Source organism: Bacillus sp. A260 (assembly GCF_009861435.1).
GTDB classification, from domain to species: domain Bacteria; phylum Bacillota; class Bacilli; order Bacillales; family Bacillaceae_G; genus Bacillus_A; species Bacillus_A cereus.
The window spans coordinates 1,564,154-1,579,670 of sequence record NZ_CP046398.1; the positions used below are offsets into that span (position 1 = coordinate 1,564,154).

The window sequence follows — 15,517 nt, forward strand, 5'->3', positions numbered from 1 at the left end:
ACGCATATAAGAAAATAAATAATGAAGTGAAACTTCTATCAGTGGATCATTACGTTAGAAAAGGAAGGGTGTGGAATATGCCAGATTTAGTGAGTGATGTAAGCCATTATATGAATTATTTAGTGACGAAACGAAATACTGTTTCTAGTAATATTGCAAATGCGAATACACCTGGCTATAAAGCACAAGATGTAACATTTGCTGAGCAGATGAATAAAAGTAGTGCGTTATATAAAAACAATGCGGCTGATTTAAAGAGTAATCCAGATTTATATCAAACGAATGAAATGCACTTGCCGACAGTAAATACGAAAAATACATATGCAAAGATTCAAACAAAATCAATGCAAACGAATAAAGACGGAAATAGTGTGGATGTAACGACAGAAATGCTAGATTTAATGAAAGCAAATCAGTTATACGGTATTTCAATTAACGCAATTAATACACAATATGCAATTAACCAAGCGGCACGCGGACGTTAAAAGTAGAAGGAGAGAAAACGGATGTTTCAGGCAATTAATGCAAGTGGCTCAGGGCTAACGACAGCAAGAAAGTGGATGGAAGTTACTTCTAACAATATTGTAAATGCAAATACGACGGCGGCTCCGGGGGCAGATTTATATGAGCGTCGTAGTGTGGTGTTAGAATCAAACAATAGTTTTGCAAGTATGTTAGATGGGGCTCCTACTAATGGAGTGAAAATAAAAAGTATTGAAGCAGACAAAACGGAAAATTTAGTGTATGATCCGACGCATCCACACGCAAATGAAGAAGGATATGTACGTTATCCAAATATTGATGTAACTGCTGAAATGACGAATGTAATGGTTGCTCAAAAAATGTATGAAGCGAATACAAGTGTATTAAATGCGAATAAAAAAATGCTTGATAAAGATTTAGAAATCGGCCGAGGATAAGGGGGAAGATCGTAATATGAAAATTCAACCAATGTTACATACACAACCATTTGGAGCAATTCAGTCAATTGGTGCACCGAAAACTTCTCAAACATCGGTAGCTCCGGAGAAAAAGTTTATTGATTTATTGGAAGATATGAATCAAACGCAAAACAATGCACAAACAGCAGTATATGATTTACTAACTAAAGGAGTAGGAGAAACACATGACGTTTTAATTCAGCAAAAGAAAGCTGAGTCTCAAATGAAAACGGCTGCTCTCGTACGTGATAATCTTATTGAAAATTATAAGTCACTAATTAATATGCAAATTTAGGAAAGTGGACGGGTGTGTTTAAATGGAAAAGATGAAAAATGTTATCCAATCGTTAAAAATGTGGCATAAGTTAGTAATCGGTGCTGCGCTTTTAGCGATTGTAACAGGAGCACTTTTATACTTCACCTTGCCAGATAAATATGTTGTTGTATATCAAAATTTAAATGATGCAGATAAACAAGAGATTACAGCAGAATTATCGAAGTTAGGTGTCGATTACCAATTAGCGGCCGATGGTTCAATTCGTGTGCAAAAGAATGATGCTCCATGGGTTCGAAAAGAAATGAATGGGATGGGCTTACCGTTTAATTCGAAAAGCGGTGAAGAAATTTTATTAGAAAGCTCTCTCGGTTCAAGTGAACAAGATAAAAAAATGAAGCAAATTGTCGGTACGAAGAAGCAATTGGAACAAGATATTGTAAGAAACTTTGCGACAGTTGAAACGGCAAATGTTCAAATTACCTTGCCTGAAAAAGAGACAATTTTTGATGAAGAAAAAGCGAAAGGAACAGCGGCGATTACGGTTGGAGTGAAACGTGGACAATTGCTAACAGCTGATCAAGTTGCAGGTATACAGCAAATGATTAGTGCAGCGGTTCCTGGTGTGAAAGCAGAAGAAGTAAGTGTTATTGATAGTAAAAAAGGTGTTATTTCAAAAGGAGCAGATGAAGCACATTCTAGTAGTTCCTCTTCTTATGAGAAAGAAGTAGAGATGCAGCACCAACTTGAAGGTAAATTAAAGCAAGACATTGATGCAACGTTAATGACGATGTTTAAACCTAATGAATATAAAGTGAATACGAAAGTATCTGTAAACTACGATGAAGTTACACGTCAGTCAGAGAAGTATGGTGATAAAGGTGTACTTCGTAGTAAACAAGAGCAAGAGGAAAGCTCTACTGCGCAAGAAGGGGCAGATACGAAGCAAGGTGCTGGTATTACAGCGAACGGTGAAGTGCCAAACTACGGTACGAACAATAATCAAAATGGTAAAGTTGTCTATGATAATAAAAATGGTAACAAAATCGAAAACTATGAAATAGATAAAACAGTTGAAACAATTAAGAAACACCCAGAATTAACGAAAACAAATGTTGTTGTATGGGTAGATAATGATACGTTAGTAAAACGTAGAATTGATATGACAACTTTTAAAGAAGCAATTGGAACAGCGGCAGGACTTCAAGCTGATCCGAACGGTAACTTTATAAATGGTCAAGTTAACGTTGTAACTGTTCAGTTCGATCAGCCGAAAGCTGAAAAAGAGAAAGAGCCAGAAAAAAGTGGTATGAACTGGTGGTTATTCGGTGGAATTACAGCTGGCTTATTAGCAATCGGTGGTCTAGTATGGTTCTTATTAGCAAGTCGTAAGAGAAAGAAAGAAGAAGAGGAATATGGAGAATACTTAGCAGAAGATGAAATTGCTGCAAGTAATGAAAGTATCTTGGAAATTCCTGAAGAAAAAATAGTGCCAGAGCCAAAACCTGAACCAGAAGAACCGAAAGAACCAACGTTAGATGAACAAGTGCAGGATGCTACGAAAGAACATGTAGAAGGTACTGCAAAAGTAATTAAAAAATGGTTAAACGGACAGTAAGGGAGGAACAACGATGTTAGATGAAATCTCCTCCAAAGAAAAAGCTGCCATCCTTATTCGTACATTAGAAGAAGGGGTGGCAGCAAAAGTCATTGAATATATGACAGCTGAGGAAAAAGAAGTATTACTTCGTGAAATCGCGAAGTTTCGTGTATATAAACCAGAAACGTTAGAAAATGTACTAGGAGAGTTCTTGTATGAATTAAATGTAAAAGAATTGAACTTAGTCACTCCAGATAAAGAATACATTCGTCGCATATTTAAAAATATGCCAGAAGACGAACTGGAAAAATTATTGGAAGATCTTTGGTATAACAAAGATAATCCGTTTGAGTTCTTAAATTCACTTACAGATTTAGAGCCACTTCTTACAGTGCTTAATGATGAGTCACCACAAACAATTGCAATTATCGCTTCTTATATTAAACCGCAACTTGCGTCTCAATTAATTGAGAGATTGCCAGATCATAAGCGAGTAGAAACGGTAATGGGTATTGCGAAACTAGAACAAGTTGATGGTGAATTAATTAATCAAATTGGTGAGTTGTTAAAATCGAAATTAAATAATATGGCATTTAGTGCAATTAATAAAACTGATGGCTTGAAAACAATCGTAAACATTTTAAATAATGTTTCACGAGGTGTTGAAAAAACAGTCTTTCAAAAGCTGGATGAAGTCGATTATGAGTTATCTGAGAAAATTAAAGAAAATATGTTTGTCTTTGAAGACTTACTTGGTCTTGAAGATCTTGCGCTTCGCCGTGTATTAGAAGAAATTACAGATAACGGTGTTCTTGCGAAAGCACTTAAAATTGCAAAAGAAGAAATTAAAGAGAAATTATTTACATGTATGTCTTCAAACCGTAAAGAGATGATTCTAGAAGAATTAGATGGCTTAGGACCGCTTAAGATGACGGATGCTGAAAAAGCGCAGCAAACGATCACTGGTACAGTGAAAAAGCTAGAGAAAGAAGGAAGAATTATCGTTCAAAGAGGTGAAGAGGATGTCCTTATTTAAAAACAGAATTCCGAAGAATTCTGTTTCTTTTTCTGAAGAAACGTATGAATTACAATTTCCAAAACCAGCTTCAGTCCAAATAGAAGAGGAAGAATTACAAGCAGATCATGCAGAGCTTCGTGCCCAGCAAGAATCATTACATATGGAAATGAATCAGCTAAGGCAAGAGCAGCAAATGCTAGAACGAGAGCGTCAGCAGTTATTACAAGATAAAGAACAATTTCAAATGCATATTCATGAACAAATGGAACAGATGGAAGCAGCGCGTGTGCAGTTTCAAAAAGAACAACAAGAAATAGCATATGAATGGACAGAGTTATTATGGGATCAATCATTTCATTTAGCAGAAAAAATCGTGAATCAAGCGGTAGATTCACGATTGCTTGATGTGTTACCTATTTTAACTGGCATCGTGCAAACATTGCCAACTTCGTTTGAAAAATTAATCATTACAGTACATCCTGAAACGTTTGAACGTATTCAAGAAGAGAAGGAGAATACGAAAGAATATTGGTTGCTACAATTAGTAGAATGGAAATATGATTTCTCCCTGCAGTTTGGTGAATTTGTTCTGGAAGAAGAGAAAGAGTTCTTTGAATTTAAATTTGCACCTATATTTGCGAAACTTCGTCAGAAATGGGAAGAAGAGAAGTTATTTGAGGAGCAAAATGTATGAGCCGCCTGTTAATGAATGAGAACGAAAAATGGAATAAGTTCATTGAAACACCGCTGTATACGAAAGTAGGCAAAGTTCATAGTGTACAAGAACAGTTTTTCGTAGCAAAAGGGCCGAAAGCGAAGATCGGTGATGTTTGCTTCGTGGGAGAACATAACGTCTTATGTGAAGTGATTGCCATTGAAAAAGAAAATAATATGCTACTTCCATTTGAACAGACAGAAAAAGTATGTTATGGAGATTCAGTGACATTAGTTTCAGAAGATGTTGTTGTACCACGTGGTAATCACTTGCTCGGAAAAGTGTTAAGTGCAAATGGTGAAGTGTTAAATGAGAAAGCTGAAAACATTCCATTACAGAAAATCAAACTAGATGCACCGCCTATACATGCATTTGAACGTGAAGAGATTACCGATGTATTTGAAACAGGAATAAAATCAATTGATTCTATGCTAACAATTGGTATCGGTCAAAAGATTGGTATTTTTGCTGGGTCAGGTGTTGGTAAATCAACTTTACTTGGAATGATAGCAAAAAATGCAAAAGCTGATATAAACGTTATTAGTTTAGTAGGAGAACGTGGCCGGGAAGTAAAAGACTTTATTCGAAAAGAGTTAGGCGAGGAAGGGATGCGAAAAAGCGTCGTTGTTGTAGCGACGTCAGATGAAAGTCATCTTATGCAACTTCGTGCAGCGAAACTTGCAACGTCTATTTCTGAATACTTCCGTGATCAAGGTAATAACGTATTACTTATGATGGACTCTGTTACTCGTTTTGCCGATGCACGAAGAAGTGTTGATATTGCTGTTAAAGAGTTACCGATTGGTGGTAAAACACTGTTAATGGAAAGTTATATGAAGAAGTTGTTAGAGCGGTCTGGGAAAACACAGAAGGGATCTATAACAGGTATTTATACGGTGCTTGTTGATGGGGATGATTTAAATGGCCCTGTACCAGATTTAGCACGTGGTATTTTAGATGGACATATCGTATTAAAGCGTGAGCTTGCAACGCTTAGTCATTATCCTGCAATTTCAGTATTAGATTCAGTAAGTAGGATTATGGAAGAAATTGTTTCGCCACATCATTGGCAACTTGCAAATGAAATGAGAAAGATTTTATCAATTTATAAAGAAAATGAATTGTATTTTAAGCTAGGAACGATTCAAGAAAATGAAGAAAATGCTTATATTTTTGAATGTAAAAATAAAGTAGAAGACATAAATACATTTTTAAAGCAAGGCCGATCGGATAGTTTTCCATTTGATGATATCGTTGAAGCGATACACCATATAGTATAAGGCCTCTGCCCAAGAGGTCTTATTTTTTTGTTTTTTAATATTTCACAGATTTTTTTGGGAAAAAACTATATAATAGAAAAAGAGAACGTTATAATAGGAAGGGGCTATGAAAACAGGTGGATAAACAGCAGTACGACACAATAAAATTGCAAATAAATCAAGAAAAAGAGCATATTTTAAAAGAAGTGTATGAATTAACAGCTGAAAAAAGAAAAATAGAACAAAAAAAAGAATATGATTTATATGTTGTGAAATCGCGTAGTAAAGTCGTACAAACTGGGCAACGTATTATGGCTGGCATGCTTTCTTCACATACGTTTTCACCTGAAAGAATAGAAGAATGGAATCGAAAAATTAAAAAAACAGAAGGTTTTATTCAAAAAAATGAAAGCCTTTTAGAGCAAGTAAAAGAAAAAGAACGTGTCATTGATGAGATGTATCAAGAAAATTGTAAAAAGCTTGCGAAAGCACAAGAAAAGCTGGAAGAAAAAATGCTTCTGGATTTGAAAATGTGTATGAATGGATGAGGTGAATGTAGTGATACAGTCTGTATTACCGGTGCAACAAAGTTTACCTCCGCAAAAAGAAAAAGGGCTAGAAGTACAATCAAAAAATGAAGATTCTTCATTCGATCGTACGATGAGAATGGAAAATAAAAAACAGCCGCAAACGGAGAAAACGAAACGAGAAGAAGCACCAACAGAAGAGAAAAAAGATTATATTCTTTCTAAAAAATCGGTAACGAAAGAAGAACCAAATGTAAAGAAAGAAGAAAAAAAAGAGACAGAACAGTTGTTATTAGCTGTATCTGAGCAAATGGTTGCAATTGAGCAATTACATGTGCAGCCGGAATTGTTATATCAATACATACAAAAAATACAAGAGCTATATAAAGAATATGGCAATATTAAACTTAATGAATTACCTGCAGCTGAATTACAACAATTACAAGAACTTCTTTCAAATATGAATATCAAAAATGCTATATGTTTAGAAGATACAATGCAAATGGTATTAGACAAAATGAAGATGCCAGAGCAAACGATGCAAGCATTGAAAGTTGTAGAAACAGAAACTTGTAATATTGCAAAGGAACAAGAAGAGTCTAAAGAGGTAGATCTTCCGAAACTTGAGAGCGATGATGCAAAGGTAGAGTTGCCAGAGGTTGATGCATTAAATGATTCGAGCTCTGCAGGTGCAGAGTTATTAAATAAAACGACAAGTACCGAACAAGTAGGGAAATCAAATAGTGGTGCTGAGAAAGTTTCATTACCTGATTTAGGAAAGAAAATGGAAGCGCAAGTAGAAGCCTTGCAAAAATTTGTAGTGAAACAAGAACGTGTTTTATTTCAGTTAAATCCAGAAAAACTTGGTACATTAACAGTGTTTATGAAAAAACACGGAGATCAAATTGACGTTCACGTAGAAATGGAAAAACACGATGCGAAAAAACGTGTTGAAATCATTTTTGATGAATTGAAATTAAAGTTAAAAGAAAAAGAAATCAATATTCAAATTAGCTATTCAGATAAAGATGAAAATCGTAAAGAACAACGAGAACAAGAGCAAAGGCAAAAACAGAAATTAGCAAATACAAATCATGAAAAACAACAATCAACAGAATTTGCGGGATTATTGGAGGAATAAAGCGTGCCAACAGTTGGATTAAATACAACGAGTACAAATCATATTCCGTTACAAGCAGGAGCGCAAAAAAGTAATGTACCTGTTAATGGTGTACAATCGCCAGTGCAACAAAGTAATGGAGTTTCGGCAGGAGCGCAAAAGACTCCTGGGGTAATGGGGAAAGATGATTTCCTAAAATTGTTTTTATCAAGTTTCCAACATCAAGATCCATTTAATGCGATGGATATGAATCAAATGATGAATCAGACAGCGCAGTTATCTCTTATGGAACAAGTACAGAATATGACGAAAGCAGTAGATAAGCTGCAATCAACGATGTATTCGACAGCACTTGATGGTGGAATGAAGTTTTTAGGTAAATACGTAAGAGGTGTTGACGGCGAAGGAAACAAAGTAACTGGTCAAGTAGAAACGGTTCGTCTTGCAGAAAATAACGATGTACAGCTCGTTATTAATAATAAAGTTGTATCTCTTCGTTTCGTTGAGAGAGTGTCTGATAAACCGATTGGAGAAACAAATCCAGAAGACGCAAAGAAAGACGATCAAAAAGTAACTGAAGAAGTAAAAACTACAAATTCATAAGGAGTGTACATACGTTATGATTAAAGCGTTATATACAAGTATTACAGGGATGAATGCAACACAAAATGCATTAAGTGTAACTTCAAATAATATTGCCAATGCACAAACAGTAGGTTATAAAAAACAAAAAGCAATGTTTGATGATTTACTATATAACAATTCGATTGGTGCAAAAGCCGATGATAAATATGCTGGAACAAATCCAAAAAGTATCGGTAACGGTGTAAAATTGAGCGGAACGGTTACCGATTATAGTGATGGTACCATCACTTTAACGGGTGGTAAAACACAAGCAGCAATGGAAGGTAACGGTTTTTTCGTTGTAGGTGATTCAAAAGGCGGAAATATGGAATTTACGCGTAAAGGTACGTTTGGGATATCTTCAGATTACTATATTACGAATACTGAAGGTCAATACGTATTTGCATACCCTGCAAATGAGGCAACTGGTGAAGTTGATTTATCTGGAATTCCAGGACCGTTGCAAATTCCAATGGGAACGGCAATTGGTGGTATTCGAACATCAAAAGGTGTAGTTGGAGGGAATATTCCAGCTGATGCAAAAGCAATCTCACAAGAGATACCTATATATGATAATGCTGGTAACACTTGGACGATGCGTGTGGAGTTTACACAAACGAGCGAACATAATTATTCATATAAAGTACAGATGCGCAATGATTCGAAAAAAGAAGGGTTTAAGGATGTTGAAGGTGCAGGCGGAAATATGACATTTGATGCTGTTGGAAATCCAAGTCCGAAAGAGCAAGCAGCTAATATTCCATTTAATGGCGGCAATATAAAACTAGACTTAAGTAATTTAACGAATCATCCGACAGATAAAACATTATCAGTAACAGGCGTAGATGGTAGAGCAGCGGCGACTGTTAAAGATTGCTTCATTGCTGATGGTGGATATGTGATGGTAAAATATTCTGATGGAAGTATGAAAGCTGCTGGCCAATTAGCTGTTGCGATGTTCCCGAACGAAGGCGGACTAATGAAAACTGGTAATGGTAACTATACAGCGACGAATACGACGGGTATTTTAGCACTTGGTGCATCTGGACAAAATGGAGCAGGAAAAGTACGTGGTAGTGCACAAGAAGGTGCAAACGTAGATTTATCTGTAGAATTCGTTGACTTAATGTTATACCAACGCGGATTCCAAGGAAATGCGAAAGTAATTAAAGTTTCAGATGAAGTATTAAATGAAGTTGTAAACTTAATTCGATAATATATCGCAAGGAAAAAATGTAATGGAGTAGAAAGGGTTTTTTATTCGTATGACAAGACAAGAGCGAATTTTACAATTGCCTTTTTTCGAAAATAAACGTGAACTTGCCGAGCAAGTATTAAAAATAGAACGAGAAGAGCATGTATATTTACCAGATCAATTTGAAATTAAGCAAGTGCCACCGTATTCATTTGGCGAAAAACAAGCAATCATTGGCCGTATCCATGAGTTTTATTTCATAAGTGTTGGTAGCGATAGCGTTTGGAAGTATCAACTGTTTAAGGATGAGATGAAGTGTCGTGAGTTTTTTGTTATGTTGCCAAATATTACGGATCAGCAGATAGCGTTTTGGTTTAATAACATAGAGTTATTGAAAAGTTCTTAAAAAGCTCTTTTTAGGGTTGACGAGAGGACCCAGCGTTGCTTTTGAGCGGGTTAGTGCCTAATTGAGCCTCGACCGGTGTGTAAGGACAGAGGTATGGAAGAGTTACTAGGTTAGTATAAGAAGAGGTAAGCAAAGTTTAGTGTGGATAAACAGTTATGATCCAGAAGAGCTCCTAGTTGTAAGAATAGAGCTATGGAGGCGTACTGAGATAGTTGGAGATGAGATAATCATTTCATAGTAGGCAAGTGCCTGCTGGATAGTATGTGACGATAGATTTTTATAAAAGGAGAGGTGAGGAGGATGGTGCAAAATAAGTATCGCGTTACATTCATTTCGCCGAGTGAGGTTGAGCAGCGGACTGTAATGGCGGCGAATAGTTTGCCAGATTTAATTCGTAAAGTAGAGAGTATTATTGCAGATCCAAACGGTTATTTTGTGAATGATAAAAAAAATAATTGTTATTTTAAAGTGATTAAAGAAAATGTTACGTTTATTCAATATGAGTTACTATTTTCGGATAAGGAAATTCATATTGAAAAATTAAAACATATAGCACCGGTGGTATTAAAACGATTATTCGAAGAAATAAATGACCCGGAATTATATGCACTTGCGCTACTTGATGTTGATATGGCAACGAAAGAATATGTGCTAGCAGAAATGGATTCTGAGCTGAGAATAAGAGTAGAGACCGAGCTTTCGAAAAAATGGGAAGCAATGCCGACGGAAATTGTAGGAGCACAAGAAGTGTTATTAGAGGCACTTGCTTCGTTTATACAAGATTAATTGTTTTTTAATAAAATGAATCGTTCGACTATCTATATTTTTTATATAGGTAGTTGACTTTTTCGATTTTATAAAGCTTAATAATTAGATATACGGAATTAATGGAAGGGGAGCGACACCTTTATGTCACAAGCACAAAGTATTTTATTAGAAAGCGGAACAAATGAATTAGAGATTGTTACGTACACTGTTGGTGAAAACCTATTTAGTATTAATGTAATGAAAGTACGTGAAATCATTAATCCATTTCCTGTTACAACTGTGCCAGAATCTCATCATGCAGTTGAAGGTGTTGTTCAAGTACGTGGTGAAATTTTACCTGTTATTAACTTGGCAATGGCTCTTAATTTAAAGTCAACAAAGCCACTTGATCAAACGAAATTTATCATCTCAGAATTAAACCAAATGAAAGTTATTTTCCGTGTTGATGAAGTGCATCGTATTCAACGTATTTCATGGGAACAAATTGATGAACCAGCTTCATTATCTATGGGACTAGAAGAAACGACATCTGGTATTGTAAAACTAGATGGCAAAATCATCTTACTATTAGATTATGAAAAAATTGTATGTGAAATTAGCGGCACTGGTTATGACAATAAATCAATTGCAGGGTTAGAACAAAAAACAGATCGAGCTGAAAAAGTAATTTATATTGCAGAAGATTCAGCGATGCTTCGCCAAATATTAGAAGAAACATTATCATCAGCTGGATATACGAAAATGAATTTCTTCAGCAATGGTGCAGAAGCGTTAGCGCAAATTGAAAAATTAGCGAAAGAGCAAGGCGAAAAAATGTTTGAGCATATTCATTTGCTAATTACGGATATTGAAATGCCGAAAATGGATGGACATCATTTAACGAAAGTGGTTAAGGATAGTGAAGTAATGAATCGTTTACCAGTCATTATTTTCTCTTCATTAATTACAAATGAATTATTCCATAAAGGTGAAGCTGTAGGAGCAAATGCCCAAGTAAGTAAGCCAGATATTCAAGAGCTAATTGGTTTAGTTGATAAGTTAGTGCTTTAAAAGCTTCTATTTAGCCGGAATAGAAGCTCTAGCCAAGTGTTGAGCGGGTCAGTGATTAATAGAGCCCTAGGCGATGTTGAGACCAGACATATGGAGTGGTTATAAGTAAGCAGAAGAGCTGGTGTATAACATTTTTCTATTTAGTAGGAATAGAGGAACTACTTATGTAAGGAAGTTTTCAGTGATTAATAGAGTCCCATGCGATGTGAGTTCAGAGGTATGAAGTAGTTTTATGTAAGAAGAAGCGAGACTTCGATTGAGGATTTGAAGACTGGGTTTATAACTCTATTCTGTTAGAGAGAGGAAGGAATTAGCCATGTTTAGCATTGGCTAGTTCCTTTTTAGTATTCTATACTTTAAGCTGGCAGAAAAATGAAAGGTTTCTTGGGTGTTTGTCGCTGTATGTGTGAATAATCTTTATTTAGAGATTTTTAATTTGAAAATATAAGTGAACGTATTTTTTTGATTACTTTAGTAACATTTCGTGGTAACGCAAATTTTTTCGGTGAAAAAACATCCGAAATACCATATAATATAATTAAATGTAATTAATATGCAATTTTACATATTAATAAAAAATATTTTCCAAATTTTTATACTTTCTATACATTTTTGTATGTTTATTATTTGACAGATAATTTTGAACTGTTATAATATGGATATGTAAAAATTGCTATTTTCTTAAAAGACATGGGAGTCAGATGAGAATTGTGAAAGGATGAGGGGGAGTGGCACAGATTATGTATCACCACACAGCAATTAATGTATTAGGTCTTTTACAAAACATGTCAAATAATAAAATGAACGATATGCAACTAGAAGCGGAATTAAAAAAAATAGAAAAAGAATTCCAAATAAAGTATGAAGAGTTAGTTGATTTACATAATAGAATGGTATTATTTCAAATAGATATAGAAAAAAATGGCGGGATGCGAGCATATGAAAAATCAGCAATTACATGGCTGAAGTCTGAACTAGAGCTACTGTATGAAGTGTATCAATTTTGTCAACGCCACGGTTTAAACATTTTAAATATTTCAAAATACGTAAGTAAAAATGAACTAAATCTTTTTCCAAAAACAGAAAGTCAATTGCAAAATACGTATTATAAATTGAAAAAACGTGAAATACCGTTTGAAAATATTGAAAAACAAAAACCAGGAAGAAAGCGAAAATATATACCGGTAAAAGAGACAATCGTTGCAAGAAAACAAGAAAATGAGTACGAATTAAAAGAAGAAATCCAGCATAAAAAAGAGGATGAAAAAAATCTTGTAACAGTTATATCTGGTATCGTTGATAACTTTGAAACAATTAATCAATGTAGTGAAAGGAAAGAAGACGAACTACATCAGTTTATGGAAGGTATTTATAAGCTTTCTAGCATGGCAGCAGGGCGTTCTAGAGAAGCAAAGAATACACGTAGTCTAGAAGGTGAAGTGCATTCGTTACAACTAGAAAATGAAAGGCTAAAACGAGAGAAAGAAGAGCTTGTACAAGATATTAAAGGCATGACGCAGCTTTTAATTCATTTCATTACAAGTTCTGATATCGATCAAATTCGTAAATTACCAACTTTCGTACAAGATTGTAAAATGGAATTACATAAACTTGGGCTATATAATGCACAAGACGGAAAAATGAAAATAATGGTTGACCGTAGTGGACAAGTTATGACGGTAACACAGTAATAAAATTTGGGTACAAAACAAAAGGGAGATACATAGTTTATATGTATTTCCCTTTTGTTTTGTATGGAATCGTTCCAAAGAAGGAAGATTCATTTTTATGATTGTAGTAGTTTAGAAACCATTTGCGGAATTTGGTTCGCTTGTGAAACCATACTAAGGGCAACTTCAGTTAATAATTTGAACTTTAAAAAATCACTCATCTCCTGCGCCATGTCTGCATCTTCGATTCGAGATGCAGCATCTGTTAACGCCATACCTTGGCTATTTAAATTTTCAATATTAAACTGTAAATGATTTATCATTGCACCAAGGTCGGCACGATGAAGTGACACACTTTGCAAAGCCTCTTCAATTTTACGGATTGCCGCTCTTGCTTCTTGTTCTGTTGAAATCTTGATGTCATGTTGTGTAGGGGAAGGGGGAATAGATTTTGATATATGTACCGTATGACCGATATCGTCTAATGTAACAGGGCGGTTTTGACCGTCAAATACGGATAAATCATTAAACTCAGTCGTCTCGCCAATATAGCCAATTTGTTCTGCTAAAAACTGAAACTCTTTATTCAGCGAATGACGGTTTTTATTTGAATTTGTACTGTTCGCAGATTGAACGGCTAAATCACGCATACGCTGTAAAATATTTGTCACAGTTTGAAGGGTAGCTTCCGCCGTGCGAAGCATCGATATCGCATCCTCATTATTACGAATTGCCACACGCATACCATTTGCTCGTGCATGCATACGAGTCACAATTACAATATTAGCGGGATTATCAGAAGCGTTGTTCAACTTCTTACCAGTCGCCAAATGCTCCATTGCAACATTCATATGCTTCTCATTCTCATACAACCACTGCCTAGCATTCATACTTAAAACATTCGTACCAATACGCATAATAGAAACTCCTTATAGATTGATATAATCAATATTCAAAAGCTAATAAACGGCGATGAAGAGAAAAAGAGACTTATGCTCACTTTATCTTTTTGTTTTCATACACGGAACGAGAATAAAATAGGCCCTGACCGCTACTAAATATGGCTAGAGCTTCTCTTTAAGCTAAAAAAATCTTTCAATCTATCTATATAGAAGAAATAAACCTCTCCGCAAGCAGAGAGGTTTATTCAGGAAACTAACTCAAATGGCTTATTGTAATAATTTAGAAACCATTTGTGGAGTTTGGTTTGCTTGAGAAAGCATGCTGATACCAGCTTCGTTCAAGATTTTGAACTTAGTCATTTCAGACATTTCTTTCGCCATGTCAGCGTCTTCGATTTGAGAAGCAGCTGAAGCCATAGAAGAAGATTGGCTCTTCAGGTTGTTTACGTTAAAGTCTAGGCGGTTTAATGTAGCACCTAGAGTTGCGCGGTTAGAAGCAATGTTTTTTAATGCTGTATCGATAGATGCAATTGCACCAGAAGCATTAGCTTTAAGATCTGTAGTCTCAAGTTTTGTTAATGTAGCAAATTCTTTACCAAGTGCTTGTGCAGCAGTTTGTGCACCAGCATCATTTGCTTTATTGTAGTCTTCAAGTTTCGTTTCAATTTTCTTTACATCGTCTGCAGACATGAATGGTTTAACCTTATCGAATTCTTTCATAGCAGCAGTTACATCTGCATCAAATGCGGCCTTATCAGCACCTGTTTTTGCTCCAAGATCAGCAAATGCTTTTGTAGTTGCATCATATACTGTTTTTTCTACTTTATCAGTTCCAATAGATAAAGTATCAAGTCCTAATTCTTTAGTAGAAACATTAGATAAGTTGATGTTGATTTGCTTACTTGTATCAGCATTATCTAATGTTTGAACTGCGATAGTTTTATTTGAACCATCTAATAATTTTTTATCATTGAACTCAGTGTTTGTAGAAATATAATCGATTTGTTCTTTTAATGCATCAAACTCTTTGTTTAATGCAGCTTGGTTTTCGTTAGTATTTGTACCATTTGCAGATTGGTTTGCAAGGTCACGCATACGAAGTAAGATGTTAGATACTGAGTTCATTGCTGAATCAGCAGTACGGATTAATGAAATACCGTCTTGCGTGTTGTTAGCTGCTACTCCTAATCCACTTTCACGAGCACGCATACGAGTTGCGATTGCAAGACCTGCTGCATCGTCAGAAGCGTTGTTGATACGTTTACCGCTTGATAAACGGTCCATAGCGTTGCTCATTTTAGCTTGGTTTTGGCGCATGTACTCTTGAGTACGCATGCTGTTAATGTTTGTATTAATTCTCATGTTAAGAAACCCCCATTTTTTTATATTGACTTTTCTGCAAATTGAAAAACGGTAATATGCGAAAAAATCAATTTCGAGATTTATTG

17 protein-coding genes are annotated in these 15,517 nt (G+C 35.3%); 15 read left to right on the forward strand and 2 right to left on the reverse strand.

The annotated features are described in order from the left end of the window. Positions 1-26 precede the first annotated feature (26 nt). The 15 genes from flgB (at position 27) to GD442_RS08110 (ending at position 13,188) form a co-directional block, all read left to right on the forward strand. Complete coding sequence (gene flgB, locus GD442_RS08040) at positions 27-485, forward strand: flagellar basal body rod protein FlgB (RefSeq protein WP_370445031.1); 459 nt, start codon at positions 27-29, stop codon at positions 483-485. Between the two features lie 21 nt (positions 486-506). After that, complete coding sequence (gene flgC, locus GD442_RS08045; RefSeq protein WP_000484680.1) at positions 507-920, forward strand: flagellar basal body rod protein FlgC; 414 nt, start codon at positions 507-509, stop codon at positions 918-920. Between the two features lie 16 nt (positions 921-936). Next, positions 937-1,236 carry a flagellar hook-basal body complex protein FliE gene (gene fliE / locus GD442_RS08050; RefSeq protein ID WP_000701670.1) on the forward strand — a complete coding sequence of 100 codons (300 nt, stop codon included), beginning with the start codon at positions 937-939 and terminating at the stop codon, positions 1,234-1,236. 22 nt (positions 1,237-1,258) lie between these two features. Further along, on the forward strand, positions 1,259-2,833 hold the full coding sequence (locus GD442_RS08055; protein WP_000413923.1) for a flagellar M-ring protein FliF C-terminal domain-containing protein: 1,575 nt from the start codon (positions 1,259-1,261) through the stop codon (positions 2,831-2,833). Positions 2,834-2,846: 13 nt separating this feature from the next. Beyond that, positions 2,847-3,851: a flagellar motor switch protein FliG gene (gene fliG, locus GD442_RS08060; protein WP_000883364.1), complete on the forward strand. Its 1,005-nt coding sequence runs from the start codon at positions 2,847-2,849 to the stop codon at positions 3,849-3,851. After that, positions 3,838-4,527: a FliH/SctL family protein gene (locus GD442_RS08065; protein ID WP_000051695.1), complete on the forward strand. Its 690-nt coding sequence runs from the start codon at positions 3,838-3,840 to the stop codon at positions 4,525-4,527. The genes fliG and GD442_RS08065 overlap by 14 nt, the downstream gene beginning before the upstream one ends. Next, complete coding sequence (locus GD442_RS08070; protein WP_000088697.1) at positions 4,524-5,828, forward strand: flagellar protein export ATPase FliI; 1,305 nt, start codon at positions 4,524-4,526, stop codon at positions 5,826-5,828. The genes GD442_RS08065 and GD442_RS08070 overlap by 4 nt, the downstream gene beginning before the upstream one ends. 116 nt (positions 5,829-5,944) lie before the next feature. Continuing rightward, complete coding sequence (locus GD442_RS08075; RefSeq protein WP_000360860.1) at positions 5,945-6,355, forward strand: hypothetical protein; 411 nt, start codon at positions 5,945-5,947, stop codon at positions 6,353-6,355. A 10-nt stretch (positions 6,356-6,365) separates the two neighbouring features. Continuing rightward, the gene (locus tag GD442_RS08080) at positions 6,366-7,475 is read left to right on the forward strand and encodes a flagellar hook-length control protein FliK (protein ID WP_033666553.1); all 1,110 of its coding nucleotides are present in this window, start codon (positions 6,366-6,368) and stop codon (positions 7,473-7,475) included. A gap of 3 nt (positions 7,476-7,478) precedes the next feature. After that, positions 7,479-8,057: a flagellar hook assembly protein FlgD gene (locus GD442_RS08085; protein ID WP_001143463.1), complete on the forward strand. Its 579-nt coding sequence runs from the start codon at positions 7,479-7,481 to the stop codon at positions 8,055-8,057. Positions 8,058-8,073: 16 nt separating this feature from the next. After that, positions 8,074-9,294 carry a flagellar hook protein FlgE gene (locus tag GD442_RS08090; RefSeq protein WP_000588314.1) on the forward strand — a complete coding sequence of 407 codons (1,221 nt, stop codon included), beginning with the start codon at positions 8,074-8,076 and terminating at the stop codon, positions 9,292-9,294. Positions 9,295-9,343: 49 nt separating this feature from the next. Beyond that, entirely contained in the window at positions 9,344-9,679 is a 336-nt protein-coding gene (locus tag GD442_RS08095) for a DUF3964 family protein (protein WP_000198167.1), read from the forward strand. A 300-nt stretch (positions 9,680-9,979) separates the two neighbouring features. Continuing rightward, entirely contained in the window at positions 9,980-10,465 is a 486-nt protein-coding gene (locus tag GD442_RS08100) for a hypothetical protein (protein WP_000250493.1), read from the forward strand. Between the two features lie 123 nt (positions 10,466-10,588). Continuing rightward, the gene (locus GD442_RS08105) at positions 10,589-11,497 is read left to right on the forward strand and encodes a chemotaxis protein (RefSeq protein WP_000075943.1); all 909 of its coding nucleotides are present in this window, start codon (positions 10,589-10,591) and stop codon (positions 11,495-11,497) included. 740 nt (positions 11,498-12,237) lie between these two features. Next, complete coding sequence (locus GD442_RS08110) at positions 12,238-13,188, forward strand: DNA-binding domain-containing protein (RefSeq protein WP_000274674.1); 951 nt, start codon at positions 12,238-12,240, stop codon at positions 13,186-13,188. Between the two features lie 95 nt (positions 13,189-13,283). On the opposite strand, the gene GD442_RS08115 is transcribed toward GD442_RS08110, so the two are convergent. Then, entirely contained in the window at positions 13,284-14,084 is an 801-nt protein-coding gene (locus GD442_RS08115) for a flagellin N-terminal helical domain-containing protein (protein ID WP_001219722.1), read from the reverse strand. A gap of 252 nt (positions 14,085-14,336) precedes the next feature. After that, entirely contained in the window at positions 14,337-15,431 is a 1,095-nt protein-coding gene (locus GD442_RS08120; protein WP_001222339.1) for a flagellin N-terminal helical domain-containing protein, read from the reverse strand. Between the last annotated feature and the right edge of the window lie 86 nt (positions 15,432-15,517).

What these genes read in the sequence shown, in the direction of transcription:
- fliE (WP_000701670.1), top strand. Translation starts at nt 937, where the DNA reads ATGAAAATTCAACCAATGTTACATACACAACCATTTGGAGCAATTCAG.
- GD442_RS08120 (WP_001222339.1), bottom strand. Translation starts at nt 15,431, where the DNA reads ATGAGAATTAATACAAACATTAACAGCATGCGTACTCAAGAGTACATG.
- flgC (WP_000484680.1), top strand. Translation starts at nt 507, where the DNA reads ATGTTTCAGGCAATTAATGCAAGTGGCTCAGGGCTAACGACAGCAAGA.
- GD442_RS08100 (WP_000250493.1), top strand. Translation starts at nt 9,980, where the DNA reads ATGGTGCAAAATAAGTATCGCGTTACATTCATTTCGCCGAGTGAGGTT.
- GD442_RS08095 (WP_000198167.1), top strand. Translation starts at nt 9,344, where the DNA reads ATGACAAGACAAGAGCGAATTTTACAATTGCCTTTTTTCGAAAATAAA.
- GD442_RS08090 (WP_000588314.1), top strand. Translation starts at nt 8,074, where the DNA reads ATGATTAAAGCGTTATATACAAGTATTACAGGGATGAATGCAACACAA.
- GD442_RS08055 (WP_000413923.1), top strand. Translation starts at nt 1,259, where the DNA reads ATGGAAAAGATGAAAAATGTTATCCAATCGTTAAAAATGTGGCATAAG.
- GD442_RS08070 (WP_000088697.1), top strand. Translation starts at nt 4,524, where the DNA reads ATGAGCCGCCTGTTAATGAATGAGAACGAAAAATGGAATAAGTTCATT.
- GD442_RS08105 (WP_000075943.1), top strand. Translation starts at nt 10,589, where the DNA reads ATGTCACAAGCACAAAGTATTTTATTAGAAAGCGGAACAAATGAATTA.
- fliG (WP_000883364.1), top strand. Translation starts at nt 2,847, where the DNA reads ATGTTAGATGAAATCTCCTCCAAAGAAAAAGCTGCCATCCTTATTCGT.
- GD442_RS08065 (WP_000051695.1), top strand. Translation starts at nt 3,838, where the DNA reads ATGTCCTTATTTAAAAACAGAATTCCGAAGAATTCTGTTTCTTTTTCT.
- GD442_RS08115 (WP_001219722.1), bottom strand. Translation starts at nt 14,084, where the DNA reads ATGCGTATTGGTACGAATGTTTTAAGTATGAATGCTAGGCAGTGGTTG.
- GD442_RS08110 (WP_000274674.1), top strand. Translation starts at nt 12,238, where the DNA reads ATGTATCACCACACAGCAATTAATGTATTAGGTCTTTTACAAAACATG.